A 17,820-nucleotide genomic window follows, 5' to 3' on the forward strand; every position below is an offset into this window, starting at 1 on the left:
TCCTCCTATTGTAAAAACCAGGTTATATTTGTAATTTTAATATGATGTCCCTTTAACATATTATATTCTGTATTTTCAAATTTTCCTGTGGCACCCACATCTAAATAATTAGGATATACATAGGTAGAGCCACTTCCGATATTTTTGTTATTTGAATCAAATATATTGTAATATATCTGAATAGAATTTATAGGTTTGGTGGCTATATTTTTAATGGTTCCTTTAATAACAAAATCACCGTATTTATTTATATCTGTGGAGGTAGAAGCTACCTCCACAGCATTAGTTTTATTATTTTTATCCTCTGTGGCAGCGGAAGTAAGTGCTTGTTGAATTCTGTTTTTTTCCGCTTTTTCAAAGGAACTTTTTTCAGTTAATATAATTTCTTTAAAATTAAGCAGTTTTTCATCTTTTGGATTATAGGTTATTCCTTTATTTATGGTTTCAAGAGCTAAAGTGAAATTATTATTTTTTAAATATTCATTTGCAGTATCATAAGCTACACTGCTTATTCTATTTCTCAGTTCTTTTGCGGTATCTTTTGCCTCTTCTATAGTATAATTTGATATTTTGGCAAGAAGATATGAAAGATCATCTATGCTGCTTTCATTGTTCATTTCATTTTTTATTTGTATTACAGTTACAGCCATTCGTTTATTTTCTATAATTTTGTTTAATAAAGAGTAAAAAGTTCCTTGTTTATTATATATTAAATCATTGGCTTTATCTAATTTATTAAAAGCTTCTATGTAATTTTTATTTTTAATATAGTTGTCCACTATACTTATATATGAATTTATGGTTTCACCATCCTGTAAAATTTTTTTATCTGCTTGTAGGGTTTTATTATTTGGACGTAAACTCAAGGCTTTGTCCACTTTGGCATAGGCTTCTGATATATTACCTTTAAGGGCCATAGATTCAGCATTTATTCTGTTTTCCTCTACATTTTTTGAAACAGTTATTTCATATATATAATAACCTATAGTTATAAATGTCATAAGTATTGTTGATACCAGGGGAACCATTATATTTTTATTTTTGTAAAAAGAAATTTTAGAATATGTTTTATCATCAGCTTTATCAAAATCAGCTTTTTTAGAAGTAGTTTTAAGGGGAGATAAGGTTTTCACCTGGCTATTTTCTACAGTATTTTTTAAAAATTCGTTAATCTTATGAACTTGAATGGTATCGCTATTTGAATTCATTTCTGTGTGGTCTTTTTTTAGTCTGGCACCACATTTTTGGCAAAAAACGGCATTATCAGATACCTTCATTTTGCATTTGTAACAAAACATAGTATTATTCTCCTTAAATTTTGTATTGATATATAAAATTTTATCTAACGTATGTATATTGTACCAAAGATTCTATGTTTGCACTATAGTAATTCTTTACAATAGGTGCTTATTAAATTATATTTTAAATGTTAAAATTATTTTTCTGATGTAATATTATGATAAAATATACTGGTAAAATAAATTACGACATGGTAAAATATGTATAAATATATCGAGTGCAAGTAATGTATAAACTTAAGTATTATTTGATTTAGATAGAGTGGAGAGAGAATTTATGAATAAAAAAGATTTATCGGACATAAGAAAAGAATTTAAATTAGGAAGTTATATGCTTAAAATTAAAGAAATTTACAGTGTATATTTGAAAAAAGATAATGGGGAAGTGATAACAGGAGAGTTAGAGTACTTTGAAATGATGGAAGTAGAAAAGAGAGAACTTTATTTAAATAATTTTAAAAAAGTGCTTACGGGAACTTTTGATTCTAAAATATTTGAGCTGGATTTTAAAAATATAAATGAGAAAGAGTCAGAAGAGAATACTCAGAATATATTATATGCTGCGTTGAGTTCGAAGGAAAGAATAAATGAATATGCAGATAAAATAGTGAATAGAATTTCTCAAAATTATAATTATGATACTGATATAGTTATAACTTTCACAAAGGCAGAGTATTATAGTGATGACAAGAAAAAAAAGGAGTCTTTAGAGGAATGTGTACAAGCTATAGAAGTGATATTGTGTAGTATAAATAAGGTGGAAATACCTAAAAAGATGATGAAGTTTGATTATACGGAAATGAAGTTTAAACCCAATTCTGCATTAGATATGATTATAAATTTGAACTCTCCTATGGAAGGATTTATGTTTCCAAGCTTTACATCTGGATATGTAGATGTAAATAAAATAATTTATTATTCTTCAAAGTCAAAGAAGATGAATAGTGTTTTTGTGGAAAAAATATTGGAATGCAATGTTAAACCCACAGCTCTGGAAGAAAAGGAGAATTTTAATGCCATCTTAGGAACCTCTTTAGGAGGAAAAATAAAGCCTGATGTGGTTCAGGATATATACGAAAGGATAAATGAAAAATTTCAAGATGAGGAAGAAGAAGATCCTATTTTGGATATAAATGAAGTAACCAAAGTATTAAGGGAAAGTGGAATTGAAAATACAGAAGTAGTCAAAAGTGCTTTCCAAGAAGTATGTGGAGGAGATTATGAATTTAAGGTTAGAAATGTAGTGCCGGATTTTAAAAGTAAATCTATAAAAATAGAAAATGAGAATACAAATATAACTATAAGTCCCAGAGATTTAAATGCTGTAAAACAGGTAGTGAATAAATTAGGAAAGAAGTGTTTACTTATAGAACTGAAGGAAGATATGGTTATAGATGGATTTAATTTGGAAACAGAGAAAATAGAAGAATATATTTAAAGAGAATGTATTTTAAAAAATACATCCTCTTATAAATTTAGTTATAATGTTATTTTTTAAATATACCAAAAGGTTTTCCTATAGGTAGAAATTCTCTTTCAAAGTGAGGGTTTAATACAGCAGCGGCGGATCCATAAAAAGCTGTAATGGATGCCAATAGTTCTGCAATTCCTGCTAATTTGTGAGAAAACTCTGGTAAAATACCAAAGGAGTTAAGTGACAGCCCAATAAATAAGAAGATTATAAAGAAAAAAACTAAAAATAATGCCTTGTTAGTCTCAGCTGCCCCTATGGTCATGAATATAGTGAATATTAAATAGGCGATAAATGCAAAACCCAGCTGTTTTGGATCTACTGCTCCTGCAAGACCTTTTCCGAATGTACCTGCACTAATCATCCATGACATAGCTACACCAAACCAAAATAATGAAAAAGCTCCAAAGGCTGTGGCACCAAATGTATTTTGTCTTTTAGTATCATTGATACAAGCGAAAAGTTGACCAAAACCACCTAGAAATATTGCCCAAGGAATTATAAAAGAGGTGCCTTCTGTAATGCCAAGCTTTTGAAAAGAAGCTACTAGAGTTACAACAGCAAGTCCAAATAATCCTAATGCAGATGGATCGCAGTTAGCGATTTTTACGTGTTGAATTTCATTTGAATTCATGATAAGTCCCCCTTATAAGTTATATTTGTGAATTATTTCACATATTTAATTTATCAAAAAAAACTCCATTTGTAAAGTAAATTTTGAAATTTTATGAATTTAATTTTTTTTGTCAAAAAATAAATTAAATTATTCGGTTTTCAGTAAATTCAAAGTTGTTGAATTTTTAAATATTATTAATTTTAAATGAAATAAATTACTGTTTGGAGTGGTTCTGTTTTTACAGAGTAGCAGAAAAAAAGAAAACAAATCCAAAAAAGGAATACCACGTCTTTTGGAATTAGTCATGATTAAAAAAGCTCCAATGGTTGCTACTATAGTATTTACTGTATTGGCAACCATTGTATCCTTTGTACCATATTTGACTATTTATTTTGTTATCAGCGAAATAATAAAGGTTTATCCTGACTTTGGTGATTTAGAAACAAATAAGACGATAAGTTATGGTGTACTGGCTATAGCTGGTGTATTAGCTAATATTATCTTATCTGTTGTTGCAAGTATATTTTCTCATATAGCTACATATGGAACTTTATATGAACTCAAATTTAAATTTCTATCTCACATAACTAAACTGCCTTTGGGATTTGATCTAAATATTGGAAGTGGAAAGATTCGAAAAATTATGGATGATAATATAGAAAGTCTTGAAGGTTTTATTGCCCATGATTTTTCCAATATGCTTTCGGCATTGTTGCACCTTTAGTTATGTTGGGATTGATTTTTGTTTTTGACTGGAGATTTGGGTCGGCAACATTTGTAGGGATTATTTTTTCATTTATAGTTTATAATATAACTTCTAGTGGGCATAAAACAAAAAAATCATGAATGAATATCAAACTGCATTAGAATTTATCCCTAAATTATTTTAATCTTTCTGAAAGCGATAAAAGCACAGGCAAGCTTAATAAGCCCCAAATAGGTCTGACCTACGGACAGTAAATTTATATGAAATTCCAGTGGATACAATAGTTGGTATTAATTTGTGTATTCTATAATTTAACTGTGTTTTAAGTTCATTATTATTGAATAAATTAATTAAAATGTAAATAAGGATTTATACTTATGACAGTGTTTTGTGTCAATGTAAATAAAAGTAATTAAAGAAATTCCACTTTCTATAATTGTCTTTACATTGTTCGGGGAATGTTGAAAAATATAACATATCTTTTCTGGAATATAGTCGAGTAGACTTACACCTCACAATATAAGCCCCTCACAGAATCCGTACGTGCGGCTTTCCCGCATACCTCCTCATAATAACGTTCACAGAGCTAAAACAACTTAAAATATATCTTTGGTTTAGCTAGTGGATAATATTTCAGCATTTCTATATATCCATCCCAGCTATAGCTTCTCTTATCACTTCGCCTATTCGGTGACTTACATAGAAATTGCTGTACTCTATGCAAAAAGTTTGTTATCATCTTGCCGTTGAAGGATACACCATAATAACTATAAAGTCAAATTATTTCTATAAACATATAATTATCTGTCTCAATGATAATTTATTTGTGGTATTATTTATATATTATTAAGTCTTATAACTACTTCTGTTTTCTTTTTTGTTATATTAGTTATAAGTTGATCCTATCAGTGTATTTTTATTATCTCTTAAAAGTGATAACATTTTTGCAAATATGAGCTTTATTCTTATACAATTATCTTAGCTTGATGGATGAAGTGTAGCCAAGAAGATCTAAAATGTTAGTGCTATTATAATAATTACTTATTCAATTCTCCCTTAAATGTAGTTATATATTTTTTTATTGTATCAATATCATAGTTGCTTTTTTCCATAATATTTATAAAGTGTGAACCAACAATGCATCCATCAATAATTTCCGTATATGTCTCCACATCTTTTGCTGTACGAATACCAAAGCCCATCATAATTGGTACTTTTGATATGCCTTTAACCTTTTTAAGATAATTTTTAACCTCCTTATGGAAGTCTGCATCTTGTCCTGTTACTCCCATAGAAGAAACACAATATACAAATCCCTTTGCATTCTTAACAATCATTGGAATTCTTTCCTTTGAAATAGGTGACACTAACGGAATTAAATATGGCGAATTTTCTTTTTTTTCTGTGAATTCTTTTATTTCAAATGTCTCTTCAAATGGAAGATCTGGAACAATCATTCCGTCGACACCGCATTCTATACATTTATTTACGAAGTTTTCAGCACCGTAATATAAAATTGTATTGTAATATAACATAAAAACTATAGGAACTTCACATTCTTTTCGAACGTCCTTAACAAGCTTAAATGCTCCTCTAAGGTTTGTTCCCTTCTGAATAGATCTATAAGAAGCATCTTGAATAATAGGACCATCAGCTGTTGGATCTGAAAATGGAATACCGAGCTCAATAATATCAATGCCTGCTTCTGCCTGAATTTTTATAATTTCTCTTGTTTTTTTCATATTCGGAAGCCCAGCTGTCATATAGGTAATAAAAGCTTTTTTATTTTCTTTTTCTAATTCTTTAAGTCGTTTTTCAATCCTATTCATCTAAATCACACCTCCATCTTGAATGTATTTTGCAATTGTATTAACATCCTTATCACCACGTCCTGACAAACAAACTACTACAATATCATCACTTGTAAGTGTCTTACAAAGTTTAGGAAGATATGCTAAGGCATGGGCACTTTCAATGGCTGGTATAATTCCTTCCATTTTGCATAATTCTAAAAGTGCTTCCATTGCCTGTGTATCTGTCACATTATCATATATAACACGTCCTATACTGTCAAGATAAGCATGTTCCGGTCCTATTCCTGGATAATCAAGACCTGCTGAAATAGAATATGCTAAATTAATATTTCCATTTTCATCTTGTAAAAGATATGATCTCATGCCATGTAATACTCCAACCTTTTTTTCTGACATTGCTGCTGCATGATGTCCTGTTTCGATTCCCTTTCCTGCTGCTTCAATACCATATAATTTTACATCTGATTCATCAATAAATTCAGCAAACATTCCAATTGAATTAGATCCTCCTCCACAGCATGCTACAACGGCTGAAGGTAGTCTCCCTTCCTTTTCTAAAACCTGCTTTTTAGCTTCTTTACTAATAATGCTTTGGAACTTCTTAACCATTTCAGGATATGGATGTGGTCCAAGTGCAGAACCCAAAACATAAAATGTATCCTCTGCTTCCTTTGACCAAGTTCTAATAGCCTCATTTGTAGCATCTTTTAATGTGTTACTTCCAGATGTTACTGGGATAACCTTTGAACCAAGCATTTCCATTCTTAGAACATTGAGCTTTTGTCTCTTAATATCCTCTGTTCCCATATATACCTTACATTCCATATCAAATAGTGCAGCACCTGTTGCAGTAGCAACACCATGCTGTCCCGCACCCGTTTCTGCTATAACTTTCTTCTTTCCCATACGTTTTGCCAAAAGAATTTGTCCAATAACATTGTTAATTTTATGAGCACCTGTATGGTTTAAATCTTCTCTTTTAAGATATATTTTAGGGCCATATTTTGAACTAAGCTTCGAAGCAAAATATAAAGGATTTTCCCTTCCTACATAGTCCTTCATATAATAATTATATTGTTCCCAGAATTTAGGATCATCTATAGCTTCATTATAAGCATCCTCCAACTCTTTTAAAGTGTTCATAAGAGATTCAGAAACATATTGTCCACCAAATTCTCCATATTTTTTATTTTGCATAAGTTTTCATTCCTTTCTTTTACAAATGTCTTTACTTTTATAGTAATATAGAACTATAATATATTTCAATCACTGAAATATATTTCATTTATAAAAACATAAAGGGGAATAAACATGGCAATATATGATAATAAACGTCTTGTTATAAAAGCATGTAAATTATTTTATGAAGATAATATGTCACAGAAAGATATTTCTTTATTACTTGGTATATCTAAACCTCAGGTATGTAGAATGCTTAATTTTGCTAAAGAGAATCATATTGTTCAATTTACAATAAATAATCCTTACTCACAAGAATTCCAATTAGAAGAGAACCTTATGAAAAAATATTTATTAAAAGAATGTTTCGTATTTAATTTTCAATATCAAAATCCAAATGAAGCAATTGAAAAATTAGGTGAATGCTGTGCTGAACAACTTGATAAATATTTTACTGATAATTCTACTATAGGTGTTATGAGTGGGCGCACCATTGCAGCTGTTTCAAATTTTGCACATAAACTCACAAGAGAAGGTTTAGATTTTGTTCCTTTAGTAGGAAATATAGGTTCAAAGGGTCATAAGTGGCATGCAAATGTAATTGCTGAAAATTTTGCGTACAAGACAGGAGGAAACTATAGCCTCCTTAATGCACCTATTGTTTTCCAAAGCAAAGAAACATGTAATCTCATAAAAAAAGAACCTTCTATTTCGCAAATACTTACAAAGGGAAGAGCATGTAATGTTGCACTTATCGGTATTGGTGAAATAAATGTATCTTCTACTTCTTATCTTTGTGGTGCATTTTCAGAAAATGATATTGCTAGACTGAATGCTAAAAATGTTGTTGCATCAGTATGCACTTCTTACATTTCCAAAGATGGCAAAATTCTAGATACTGAATTGAATTCACGTTCTATTGGAGTATCACTTAAGGAACTTACTAAAAGTACAACTATTGCGGTTTCTACTGGTAAGGAAAAAATTGGAGCAACAAAAGCAGCTTTAAAAAGTGGCTATATTGATATTTTTATGACTTCCCAAGATATAGCTGACAAATTACTTGAATCAAATTAATAGTATCTCCTATTTAGGAAATTAGGACTAATAATTTAAACAATTTTCCTTTAAAGAACTAATTATAATGCTCTTATATCCAATGCAATAATACTGAAGAACGTTATGGACATAACTCATATATTAAAAAAATGTTTGCTAATAGTGTAGAATTTTCAAAGTCAAATGTAACAGTTCTTAGGTCATATCCTACTATATATAAAAGATTTTGGAGTTTATATGATTGACCAAAATAATATATCAAACGAAATTGATAATTCTATTTCGATGTCTATAAAGTAAGAAGAGTTACATCCTTTCAAGGCAATAATTTTAGATAATAAATTTACAATTATTTACACGAAGGAGTGGTTTTTATGTCGAATATTTCTAAAGAAATTTTAAGAAATTATGTTAATGAACAAAAGTTTAAAAGTCCTGATGAAGTTCTAGCTGCTATGAAGGAAATGTTTAAAAATGTTCTTCAAGAAGCACTGGAAGCAGAAATGGATACCCAGCTTGGATATGACAAATATGATGTAACTGAAAAACAAACAACTAATAGTAGAAATGGGTACTCCTCTACCGTCACAAGGATATGCTTTTTGCTCCTATTTTTTTCCCCGATCCGTTGGATTTGCTCCAACAGATTCTTTTGCAAGGGGACCTTTATTCGTACTCCTGTCTATACTAAGCCATTCCCAATCAATTCCCTGGATTTCATTATATCTCTCAAGTCCTAATTTCCACATGTTTTCGAATACTCCAGCTTTGCACCATGCCATAAAATATCTGTGAATTGAACTGGATGCTCCAAACTTTTCTTTTGGTAGTGCTTTCCACTGTATACCTGTTCGAAGTACATAAAAAATTGCTTCTAATATTTTTCTTGATTCCATTGGCTTTCTTCCAGCACCAGCAGCTCGTTTATATTCTTTATTCGGATCTCTTTGTTTCTCTGGTATTAGATTTTTTACTTCTTCCCAAAACTCATCTGTTATCTCCCATGATTGCTTTTGTATCATTTGCATAATTCTCCCTATCCCTTTTTCTTTATTATCATATCATACCAGAAACTATTTAGGGATAAGCTCTTAGAAGATATGAGTAATGCATCAGTAGAATATATACGAGGGAGTGCTGTTGTAAAAGCATCCAGGCAAGCTACATTTTCATATGATGAGGATACGGATAATAGTGCTATTGAAAATATATCTTTTGTTGCAAGATAAGGAAAAGTTACAGCTATTGTTGGATCTTCGGGAGGTGGAAAGAGTACATTGGCAAATCTGATTCCACGATTTTATGATGTTCAATCTGGAAATATTAAAATAGGCGGTGTAATGTAAAAGATATTCCCATGGAAAAGCCTTATGGATATTGTAAGCTTTGTATTCTAGGATAATTTTTTGTTTAAACAAAGCATTCTGGATAATATTAGAATGGGGAATCAAAGTGTAACGAAAGATGAAGTAATAAGTGATGCTAAAGCTTCACAATGTTATGAATTTATTTCATAGCTGCCAGATGGGTATGAGAGCATATTTGGAAAAAGCGGTTATTATGATTGCACATCGTCTCTCTACTATAAAAGATGCAGATAAAATTTTAGTTGTTGAAGCTGGGAAATTAGTAGAGTCTGGAACCCATGAAGAATTATTAGATGGGAAAGGAAAGTGTAATAGGCTATGGAAAGATATAAATATAAGTTATTGAAATAAGTTATTCCCTTTGACCAGCATCAAGAGAAACTTAGGGAATGGCCCGATGAAGTTTTAGCAACCACATTTCAATTTTATGTAAGGTGCTAAGTCCATCAGAACATAGTTCTGGAAAATGAGGTAAAGAAAACACTTTAGGTTTTATTTTATATCCTATGATGATATATAATCCTCTTCTTGTCCAGAAGAGGATTTTTGTTTTAATTTATCAGAAGGCTACCATTTGAGAAAGGTATTATTTACAAGCAAACTCCAACTGAGCCTAAGAATCACTTAATAATAAAATTAAATAGAAGGAGGTATAATACAAAGATGGAGAAAAAAGTTCAGGATAAAAACCAAATTTCTGAAGAATATATAAGAAAAATATTTGAATCATTAAAAAATATAAGCTATGGATCAATAACTTTGGTCATTCAGAATGGAATAGTAATTCAAGTGGAAACTAAATAAAAAATAAGACTTAAATAAAAGGGTATTTGTTGATTATCCTCTAAATAAAGAGTAAAATATAATCAGAGACAATGTTGAGTATTTAAGTCGGGTATTATACTGTTTAATTTCTGAAGTAATTTTGTAGCTGATTTTTTATATTTAAATATGAGTTAAATGCTCGGATTTAAAGGAGAGATAAAATGTCAAATAGATTATTAAAAATAACCAATTTAAAAGTAGAGGTTGGAGATAAGGAAATATTAAAAGGGGTAAATTTAGAAATGGGCAAGGGTGAAATTCATGCTGTAATGGGGCCAAATGGTGCTGGAAAATCTACCCTTGTAAATACCATTATGGGTCATCCTAAATATAATGTGAAAGATGGAGATATAATATTTGAAGGAAAATCTATTAGTGACTTAAAAGTAAATGAAAGGGCAAGACGTGGAATTTTTATGTCTTTTCAATATCCACAGGAAATACCAGGTATAACTGTGGAAAATTTTTTAAGAAGCGCAAAAGCCTCAGTATCTAAAAAGAAAATGGGAATTTTGGCATTTAGAAAAATTTTGAAAGAAAAATTAGAACTTTTAAAGATAGATAAAAGTTATATAAAAAGATATTTAAATGTAGGATTTTCCGGTGGAGAAAAGAAAAAGAATGAAATACTTCAGATGGCGGTACTTGAACCAAAACTTGCCATGTTGGATGAAACGGATTCGGGACTTGATATAGATGCAGTTAAAATAGTATCAGAAGGAGTGAGCAGGCTTAGAACAAAAGAAAATTCTGTACTTGTAATTACCCATCATAATAGTATTTTGGAATATTTGAAACCAGACTATGTTCATATACTTGTAGATGGAAGAATAGTTAAGACTGGAGATGCATCCCTGGCAGAAGAAATAGAAAAGAGCGGGTATGATAAATTCAAGTCTCTGGTATAGTTTACTGTTTCATAAGAGAGGTGATCCTGTTGAAAAAAAATAAAACTTATATAAAAGATATAATAAGAAGTATATATGATATAAAAAATAAAGATAAATCTGTCTATAAAACTGAGAGAGGACTTACAAGGAAGATAATAGAGGAGATATCCTGTGAAAAGAATGACCCAGCCTGGATGAGAGAATTTAGACTGAAATCTTTAGAAATATACGACAATATGCCAATGCCTTCCTGGGGGCCTGATCTAACAGATTTAAATATGGATAATATAGTTGCTTATGTAAGGCCGGATATGGATATGAAGCACAATTGGAGAGATGTACCAAAGGATATAAAAAATACTTTTGATTTACTGGGAATACCTAAGGCAGAGCAAAAGTCACTGGCGGGAGTGGGGGCACAGTATGATTCTGAAGTTGTTTATCACAATGTAAGCGAAGAACTGAAAAAACAGGGTGTGCTATATATGGATATGGAAACTGCCATAAGGGATTATGAGGAACTGGTTAGACCTCATTTTATGAAGCTTGTACCTCCAACGGATCATAAATTTGCCGCACTTCATGGGGCAGTGTGGTCTGGAGGATCTTTTGTATATGTTCCCCAGGGAGTACAAGTTGATATTCCAATTCAATCTTATTTCAGATTAAATGCTCCAGGAGCAGGACAATTTGAACATACCCTTATAATAGTTGAAAAAGGAGCAAAGATTCACTATATAGAAGGCTGTTCTGCACCTAAATATTATGTGAACAATCTGCATGCAGGTTGTGTGGAAGTTTACATAAGAGAGGGTGCTTCATTAAAATATAGTACCATAGAGAATTGGTCTAGAAATATGTATAATTTAAATACAAAAAGAGCTGTAGTGGATAAAGATGGACATATAGAATGGGTAACAGGGTCCTTTGGTTCTAAAGTATCAATGCTTTATCCTATGAGCATATTGAAGGGAGAAGGAGCAAAATGTGATTTTACAGGAATAACTTTTGCAGGTGCCAACCAATATTTGGATACGGGTTCAAAGGTAATCCATGCAGCACCAAATACCACATCTACTGTGAATTCAAAATCCATATCTAAAGATGGGGGTGTTTCCATTTACAGAGGCCTTTTAAGTTCTACAAAGAATGCAGTGAACTCAAAATCAAGTGTGTCCTGTGAATCCCTTATGTTGGATAGTAAATCCAGATCAGATACTATACCTGTTATAAATGTGTGTAATAATAATGTAGATATAGGACATGAGGCTAAAATAGGAAGAATAAGTGAGGAGGCTATTTTTTATCTTATGAGTAGAGGTCTTACAGAAGAAGAAGCAAAAGGTATGGTAGTCACAGGCTTTGTAGAACCTATAGCAAAAGAACTTCCTCTTGAGTATGCCGTGGAGATGAATAACTTAATTAAGATAGAATTAAAAGGAACTATAGGATAGGGAGGTAGTGTGATGTTCCATGAAAATAAAAATGAATACAAGTTTAATTTGGCTTGTGTCCCCACCTGGAAATATCTTGGACTAAATAGTTTTTCCTTTAAAAACTATAGATTTTCTCAAATAACTCCTTATAATAAGGATTATATAAATTATAAAGAGGAGGATTTCAAAGATAATATAATAAGGCCTATGAATAGAGTAATAAAAGACGAATATTTTCACAATTACCCTAACTTTAGAGAAGCATCACTTTTGTGTGGAGATTTTGTAAAGATTGGGGAAGAAATGTTTAATTCAGGAGTATTTATAAAGGTTCCTAAAAATAGAATTTTACACTCTGATATAAGGCTTGATTTTAATTTAGATAAAGACAATAACATGGTGATAGATCATAATATAATCCTGGCGGAACCAAATAGTAAAGTTACTTTTATAGTAGATTATCATACAGAAAATAGAGAAATAAATGCTTTTCATAATGGACTGACCAAGATAATTGCAAGAGATGGGGCAGAAGTAAATGTTATAAAGGTTCAAAGAATGAATGATAATTCCTTTCACTTTGATTGGAATATGGCACTGGTAGGGAAAAACGCGAAAGTAAATTGGATAACTGTAGAAATTGGAAGCAGCATAAATGTTACAAATTACAGCTCTGATTTGCTGGGAGAAGATAGTGAGGTTAATATTTACTCAGCCTATATGGTGGATGGAGATAGAAAACAGGATATTTATTATACCAATAATCATTTCGGGGAAAATAGTGTGAGTAACATATGGGTGGAAGGAGTCCTTAAAGATAGAGCAAAGAAGGTATTTAAAGGCAATATAGATTTTAAAAAAGGATGTCATAAATCCAAAGGTTCTCAGATGGAAGAAGTGCTTCTTTTGAATTCAGAAGTGAAAACAGATTCCGTTCCTATACTTCTTTGTGGGGAAGAAGATGTAGATGGAGCACATGCAGCTAGTATTGGTAAAATAGATGAAGATGAACTTTTTTATTTGATGAGCAGAGGTTTTGATTATAGCGAAGCGCAAAAACTTATAATAGAAGCTAGATTCAATCCTATTTTTGACAAAATTCCTGAGGAGAATTTGAGAAGGCTTTTATCTGAAGAGCTTAACAGGAGGATTTTATAATGAATGGTTTAGATACAAAAATAAATATAAAAAAAATAAGAGAGGATTTTCCTATACTATCTATAAAAGTTAATGGGAATAATTTAGTGTATTTAGACAATGGTGCCACAACTCAAAAACCAATATCTGTGATAAAAGCTGTTGAAAACTATAATAAAAATTATAATGGAAATCCTCATAGAGGTGCCCATTATTTAGGGGTTACATCTACAGAAGCCTATGAGAGAGCTCGTGAAAAAGTGAGAGAATTTATAGGAGCAAAAAAGTGTTCTGAGATAATATTTACAAGGAATGCTACAGAATCTCTCAATCTGATAGCTTATACTTATGGTATAAATTTTATAAGGGAAGGAGATGAGATAGTAATTCCTATATCGGAACATCATAGTAATATACTTCCCTGGCAAATGATATCAAAAGCAAAAGGTGCAGTGCTTAAATACATGTATACTGATAAAAATGGCAGATTAAATGAAGATGAGTATAAAAGTAAAATTACTGATAAGACAAAGTTGGTAGCCATTGCACAGATGTCAAATGTGCTTGGAACAAAGTATCCAATTAAACAAATTATAAAATATGCTCATGAAAAAGGAGCCATAGTTGTGGTAGACGGAGCCCAGAGCACTCCACACATGAAGGTGGATGTGTGTGATATGGATGTTGATTTTTTTGTGTTTTCAGGTCACAAGATGTTGTCTTCTATGGGAATTGGAGTACTTTATGGCAAAGAAGAGCTTCTGCTTGAAATGCCTCCTTTCTTAAGAGGGGGAGATATGATAGAATATGTTACAGAACAAGATTCTACTTTTGCAGAACTTCCATATAAATTTGAAGCGGGTACTCAAAATGTAGAAGGAGCTGTGTCTATTGGAGCTGCTATTGACTATTTGAATTCTATAGGGATTGATAATATTGAAGCATATGAAAGAGAACTTACAGAATATGCCCTTGAAAAAATCAGCGAAATAGATTATGTCACGGTATATGGAGCTAAAAATACAGACCACAGAGGAGGAATTATTTCTTTTAATGTAAAAGATGTTCATCCTCATGATGTATCAACGATATTAAATAGTTATGGAGTGGCAATAAGAGCAGGACATCATTGTGCACAGCCGCTTATGAAGTATTTGGGAATACAATCATCTTCAAGGGCTAGTTTTTATTTTTATAATACCTATGAGGAAATAGATAAGTTTATAGAAGGGCTTAAACAGGTGAGGAAGTGGTTAGGATATGGACGATCTTAGTATGATATATTCTGAGATAATAACAGAACATAATCAAGATACTACCAATAAAAGGGACATGAAAAATGCAGATGTAGAAGAGCGGGGACATAATCCAAGTTGTGGAGACGATATAACTCTTTTAATGAAGTTTGATGGAAACATAATAAATGATTTGGCTTATGAAGGTAGTGGATGTGCTATATCTCAAGCTTCTACATCCATGATGATAGATCTTGTAAAGGGTAAAACTATAGATGAAGCCATGTATTATGTAAATCTCTTTCTTGGAATGATAAAAAAGGAAATTACAGATGAGAAGGAGCTAGAAAAACTGGAAGATGCCATTGCCCTTAAAAATATAGCTGCCTTGCCTGGCAGGGTGAAATGTGCAGTGCTGGCATGGCATACTTTAGAAGAAGCTATAAAAAATAGAAAAATAGTTTAGAAAAAATCTCCTACTCAAAAGTAAGCATTTTAGGTAGGAGATTTTTTAAGTAAAAGTAAACTATAAAATAGGATTGGTTAACTCTATCACATTTAGGGCGGATAGATATTGTCCACGCAGTTTGTTTATATCTTCTTTGGATGCAAAAGAAGATTCTATTCCATTTTTTATAACCTTTTTTATATTATCAAAATTAAAATTCTGATATTTTATAAGATAATTGAATTCTTCAGTCAAAGTGGTATTTGATACAGTTGTATTATCTGTGTTTACCGTAATAATAAGATCCTCATCTAAATATTTTTTTATAGGATGTTCCTGATAGGAAGTTACCGCTGATGTATTTATGTTACTGGTGATGCATACTTCTAAGGGAATTTTATTTTCTTTTAAATATTTCACTATTTCTCTGTCTTTATAGGCATAAGTTCCATGGCCTATTCTTTCCGCTCCTAGTATATTTATGGATTTTATTATATTTTGTGATAAACCTGTTTCTCCCGCATGTACTGTACGATGAAGTCCATATTCTCTAGCTAGTTTAAAAGCTTCTTTGTGAATTTCAGGAGGGAAGTCAGATTCGTTTCCGGCAAGGTCTATAGCGACTACTCCTTTTCCAACATATTTTTTAGCTGTATTTACAAGTTCTATTCCTTTTTCTACAGGTTCTTGTCTTAGTATACATAAAATTAAATTAGACATGATATCTAAATGAGTTCTTCCATAATTCATAGCAGTTATTACAGTATTTATAACTTGGTCTAAAGTTAGAGTATTTTTTAGATGATTGAAAGGAGCAAAACGTATTTCTATATATTTTATATTTTGTTTTAAAGCATCTTCTAATAGTTCAAGGGTTACTCTATATATATGTTCTTCTTTTTGCATGATTTGTATAGGAAGATTGAACTTATCTAAGTATTCTTTTAAGGAAGTGCACTTTCCAATAACTTTAATTTCTTCTTGGAAATTAGCTAATTCTTTCTTTGAAATAGGTATATTTTCTTTACAGGCAATATCTAAAATGGTTTCTGGTCTCAAACTACCATCTAAATGACAGTGTAAATCTGTTTTTGGAATAAGTTTAAGTGCTTTATTCAAATTCATTATGGAATCCTCCCAAATAAAAATTTTTAAGTATTTCTCTATAGAAAACTTCACATAAATCTCGGAATTATCTGATAATATAGTATCATTATTAGTATACATTTACAACAAATAGGATTTAAGATGTGTTGATACATTATTTGTCTAAAAGTAATATTTAATAGTATAATATATGTTTTAAAGTAAATAAATGTATTATATTAATTATTGCAATGTATAAAATAAAGTAATACAATAAAAAAGGTTGTAAAAATTAATAAATGGAGTGAAAATTTATGAAACGAATAGAACAACTTAGAGAAAGGTTGAATGCGCTGGTTATTAAAAGTGATGTATTATATAGAGGAGAAGTGTTGAGGTTAAGTCAGGAATTAGATGAGTTAATATATATTCAGTATAACAAGAGCATTAAGGAGAATGGCGGTAGTTTTCGATATGATATGTAAAAGTGAGTTTTAATATTAAGGGAGAAATAGAAATAAGTTATAGTTGATATTCTAATAATATAAGATTCATTTGTACATCTTATATTTTAAATAAAAATATCCTGTGTATAAATTTTTATATAGATTACATAATGTATAGGATTTAGAGGTTTAGATGAAATTTACTATTATAGAAAAATGATTATCTCTATCTGAATTTTATTAAGAATTTATTCAGGTAGAGGATATTTTTCTAGTTCCCATTTTGAAGAAGGTGTGAGTACCAGCTAATTCTAGTACAGGAATAAAAGCGTATAATATTATTATTTATCTATTTTGTGATGTCAGATTAGCTAGCTTTTATAAAATAAAAAAAGTGACATAAAATGTTGACAAAGGTAAAATGAGATGATATACTATAAAAGCTGTCTGAGGAAAACAGGCGGCAGGGAAGATGAAAAGTGATCCTTGAAAATTAAACAGAATGAAGAAGATAGGTAAACTTATTTATATAAGAATAAACCAGCAATTCTTTTGAGCTGCGAAAGCAGTAAAGAAAGTAATTTCGTAATAGAGTATACTTATCCAGTATCTTACTGGAAGAGATATACTAAAATTGCTAGTAGCGAGTACAGCAACGAAAAGGCTGAATGAGGAGCAGAACTTACTTGTGTAATTGAGCACCGGAATGAAGCATTTGAGGAAGCTGGGCGAAGCTAATAGTAATTTTGAACAGAGTCAATAAAACTTTTAAAATAAGAGTTTGATCCTGGCTCAGGACGAACGCTG

The 17,820-nt window shown here is 30.8% G+C and carries 19 protein-coding genes, 1 pseudogene and 1 riboswitch; of the genes and pseudogenes, 14 read left to right on the forward strand and 6 right to left on the reverse strand.

Annotated features, from left to right (window positions below):
* Positions 1–5 precede the first annotated feature (5 nt).
* The gene (locus tag V7Q02_RS02745; RefSeq protein WP_333859431.1) at positions 6–1,298 is read right to left on the reverse strand and encodes an FxLYD domain-containing protein; all 1,293 of its coding nucleotides are present in this window, start codon (positions 1,296–1,298) and stop codon (positions 6–8) included.
* A 277-nt stretch (positions 1,299–1,575) separates the two neighbouring features.
* Between V7Q02_RS02745 and V7Q02_RS02750 the strand changes: the two genes are divergently transcribed.
* Complete coding sequence (locus V7Q02_RS02750) at positions 1,576–2,736, forward strand: DUF4317 family protein (RefSeq protein WP_333859432.1); 1,161 nt, start codon at positions 1,576–1,578, stop codon at positions 2,734–2,736.
* Positions 2,737–2,785: 49 nt separating this feature from the next.
* Here V7Q02_RS02750 and V7Q02_RS02755 read toward each other — a convergent pair whose 3' ends face one another.
* Positions 2,786–3,403 (reverse strand): acetate uptake transporter, encoded by a 618-nt coding sequence (locus V7Q02_RS02755; RefSeq protein WP_333859433.1) that lies wholly within the window; start codon positions 3,401–3,403, stop codon positions 2,786–2,788.
* Positions 3,404–3,689: 286 nt separating this feature from the next.
* On the opposite strand from V7Q02_RS02755, the gene V7Q02_RS02760 reads away from it, so the two are divergent.
* On the forward strand, positions 3,690–4,109 hold the full coding sequence (locus V7Q02_RS02760; protein WP_333859434.1) for an ABC transporter transmembrane domain-containing protein: 420 nt from the start codon (positions 3,690–3,692) through the stop codon (positions 4,107–4,109).
* A 1,019-nt stretch (positions 4,110–5,128) separates the two neighbouring features.
* Here the strand turns inward: V7Q02_RS02760 and trpA are convergent.
* Positions 5,129–5,920: a tryptophan synthase subunit alpha gene (gene trpA / locus V7Q02_RS02765; protein WP_333859435.1), complete on the reverse strand. Its 792-nt coding sequence runs from the start codon at positions 5,918–5,920 to the stop codon at positions 5,129–5,131.
* Positions 5,921–7,102, reverse strand: coding sequence for a tryptophan synthase subunit beta (trpB, locus tag V7Q02_RS02770; protein ID WP_333859436.1), 1,182 nt, complete (start codon positions 7,100–7,102; stop codon positions 5,921–5,923).
* 114 nt (positions 7,103–7,216) lie between these two features.
* On the opposite strand from trpB, the gene V7Q02_RS02775 reads away from it, so the two are divergent.
* Positions 7,217–8,161 carry a sugar-binding transcriptional regulator gene (locus tag V7Q02_RS02775; protein ID WP_333859437.1) on the forward strand — a complete coding sequence of 315 codons (945 nt, stop codon included), beginning with the start codon at positions 7,217–7,219 and terminating at the stop codon, positions 8,159–8,161.
* A gap of 356 nt (positions 8,162–8,517) precedes the next feature.
* Positions 8,518–8,736 (forward strand): annotated as a pseudogene (locus tag V7Q02_RS02780) (transposase); the annotation flags it as partial.
* Positions 8,737–8,751: 15 nt separating this feature from the next.
* Here the strand turns inward: V7Q02_RS02780 and V7Q02_RS02785 are convergent.
* Positions 8,752–9,165, reverse strand: a complete 414-nt coding sequence (locus V7Q02_RS02785) for a transposase (RefSeq protein ID WP_333859438.1) — start codon at positions 9,163–9,165, stop codon at positions 8,752–8,754.
* A gap of 78 nt (positions 9,166–9,243) precedes the next feature.
* On the opposite strand from V7Q02_RS02785, the gene V7Q02_RS02790 reads away from it, so the two are divergent.
* The 9 genes from V7Q02_RS02790 to sufU all read left to right on the forward strand — a co-directional run bounded on the left by V7Q02_RS02790 (position 9,244) and on the right by sufU (position 15,499).
* Complete coding sequence (locus tag V7Q02_RS02790) at positions 9,244–9,372, forward strand: hypothetical protein (protein WP_333859439.1); 129 nt, start codon at positions 9,244–9,246, stop codon at positions 9,370–9,372.
* Positions 9,373–9,420: 48 nt separating this feature from the next.
* A complete protein-coding gene (locus V7Q02_RS02795) occupies positions 9,421–9,489 on the forward strand; it encodes a hypothetical protein (RefSeq protein WP_333859454.1) in 69 nt (22 codons plus the stop codon).
* Between the two features lie 154 nt (positions 9,490–9,643).
* A complete protein-coding gene (locus V7Q02_RS02800; RefSeq protein WP_333859440.1) occupies positions 9,644–9,856 on the forward strand; it encodes a hypothetical protein in 213 nt (70 codons plus the stop codon).
* 19 nt (positions 9,857–9,875) lie between these two features.
* A riboswitch (SAM riboswitch) is annotated at positions 9,876–9,983 on the forward strand.
* A 190-nt stretch (positions 9,984–10,173) separates the two neighbouring features.
* Positions 10,174–10,314, forward strand: a complete 141-nt coding sequence (locus V7Q02_RS02805; RefSeq protein ID WP_333859441.1) for a DUF2292 domain-containing protein — start codon at positions 10,174–10,176, stop codon at positions 10,312–10,314.
* A 182-nt stretch (positions 10,315–10,496) separates the two neighbouring features.
* Entirely contained in the window at positions 10,497–11,243 is a 747-nt protein-coding gene (gene sufC / locus V7Q02_RS02810; RefSeq protein WP_333859442.1) for a Fe-S cluster assembly ATPase SufC, read from the forward strand.
* A 29-nt stretch (positions 11,244–11,272) separates the two neighbouring features.
* On the forward strand, positions 11,273–12,679 hold the full coding sequence (sufB, locus tag V7Q02_RS02815) for a Fe-S cluster assembly protein SufB (protein ID WP_373844558.1): 1,407 nt from the start codon (positions 11,273–11,275) through the stop codon (positions 12,677–12,679).
* A gap of 12 nt (positions 12,680–12,691) precedes the next feature.
* A complete protein-coding gene (gene sufD / locus V7Q02_RS02820; protein WP_333859443.1) occupies positions 12,692–13,819 on the forward strand; it encodes a Fe-S cluster assembly protein SufD in 1,128 nt (375 codons plus the stop codon).
* Positions 13,819–15,072 carry a cysteine desulfurase gene (locus V7Q02_RS02825; RefSeq protein ID WP_333859444.1) on the forward strand — a complete coding sequence of 418 codons (1,254 nt, stop codon included), beginning with the start codon at positions 13,819–13,821 and terminating at the stop codon, positions 15,070–15,072. Before sufD ends, V7Q02_RS02825 begins: the two co-directional genes overlap by 1 nt.
* Complete coding sequence (gene sufU, locus V7Q02_RS02830) at positions 15,059–15,499, forward strand: Fe-S cluster assembly sulfur transfer protein SufU (protein ID WP_333859445.1); 441 nt, start codon at positions 15,059–15,061, stop codon at positions 15,497–15,499. The genes V7Q02_RS02825 and sufU overlap by 14 nt, the downstream gene beginning before the upstream one ends.
* A 60-nt stretch (positions 15,500–15,559) precedes the next feature.
* Here sufU and add read toward each other — a convergent pair whose 3' ends face one another.
* Complete coding sequence (add, locus tag V7Q02_RS02835) at positions 15,560–16,606, reverse strand: adenosine deaminase (protein WP_333859446.1); 1,047 nt, start codon at positions 16,604–16,606, stop codon at positions 15,560–15,562.
* Between the two features lie 275 nt (positions 16,607–16,881).
* Between add and V7Q02_RS02840 the strand changes: the two genes are divergently transcribed.
* Positions 16,882–17,052, forward strand: a complete 171-nt coding sequence (locus tag V7Q02_RS02840; RefSeq protein ID WP_333859447.1) for an aspartyl-phosphate phosphatase Spo0E family protein — start codon at positions 16,882–16,884, stop codon at positions 17,050–17,052.
* The last annotated feature ends 768 nt before the right edge of the window (positions 17,053–17,820 follow it).

It is taken from the genome of Clostridium sp., from assembly GCF_036781005.1.
Classification (GTDB): Bacteria; Bacillota; Clostridia; order Clostridiales; family Clostridiaceae; genus Clostridium_B.

Coding starts and splice junctions, on each gene's coding strand:
- V7Q02_RS02745 (WP_333859431.1), bottom strand. CDS start 1,298: ATGTTTTGTTACAAATGCAAAATGAAGGTATCTGATAATGCCGTTTTT.
- V7Q02_RS02750 (WP_333859432.1), top strand. CDS start 1,576: ATGAATAAAAAAGATTTATCGGACATAAGAAAAGAATTTAAATTAGGA.
- V7Q02_RS02755 (WP_333859433.1), bottom strand. CDS start 3,403: ATGAATTCAAATGAAATTCAACACGTAAAAATCGCTAACTGCGATCCA.
- V7Q02_RS02760 (WP_333859434.1), top strand. CDS start 3,690: ATGATTAAAAAAGCTCCAATGGTTGCTACTATAGTATTTACTGTATTG.
- trpA (WP_333859435.1), bottom strand. CDS start 5,920: ATGAATAGGATTGAAAAACGACTTAAAGAATTAGAAAAAGAAAATAAA.
- trpB (WP_333859436.1), bottom strand. CDS start 7,102: ATGCAAAATAAAAAATATGGAGAATTTGGTGGACAATATGTTTCTGAA.
- V7Q02_RS02775 (WP_333859437.1), top strand. CDS start 7,217: ATGGCAATATATGATAATAAACGTCTTGTTATAAAAGCATGTAAATTA.
- V7Q02_RS02785 (WP_333859438.1), bottom strand. CDS start 9,165: ATGATACAAAAGCAATCATGGGAGATAACAGATGAGTTTTGGGAAGAA.
- V7Q02_RS02790 (WP_333859439.1), top strand. CDS start 9,244: ATGAGTAATGCATCAGTAGAATATATACGAGGGAGTGCTGTTGTAAAA.
- V7Q02_RS02800 (WP_333859440.1), top strand. CDS start 9,644: ATGAATTTATTTCATAGCTGCCAGATGGGTATGAGAGCATATTTGGAA.
- V7Q02_RS02805 (WP_333859441.1), top strand. CDS start 10,174: ATGGAGAAAAAAGTTCAGGATAAAAACCAAATTTCTGAAGAATATATA.
- sufC (WP_333859442.1), top strand. CDS start 10,497: ATGTCAAATAGATTATTAAAAATAACCAATTTAAAAGTAGAGGTTGGA.
- sufD (WP_333859443.1), top strand. CDS start 12,692: ATGTTCCATGAAAATAAAAATGAATACAAGTTTAATTTGGCTTGTGTC.
- V7Q02_RS02825 (WP_333859444.1), top strand. CDS start 13,819: ATGAATGGTTTAGATACAAAAATAAATATAAAAAAAATAAGAGAGGAT.
- sufU (WP_333859445.1), top strand. CDS start 15,059: ATGGACGATCTTAGTATGATATATTCTGAGATAATAACAGAACATAAT.
- add (WP_333859446.1), bottom strand. CDS start 16,606: ATGAATTTGAATAAAGCACTTAAACTTATTCCAAAAACAGATTTACAC.
- V7Q02_RS02840 (WP_333859447.1), top strand. CDS start 16,882: ATGAAACGAATAGAACAACTTAGAGAAAGGTTGAATGCGCTGGTTATT.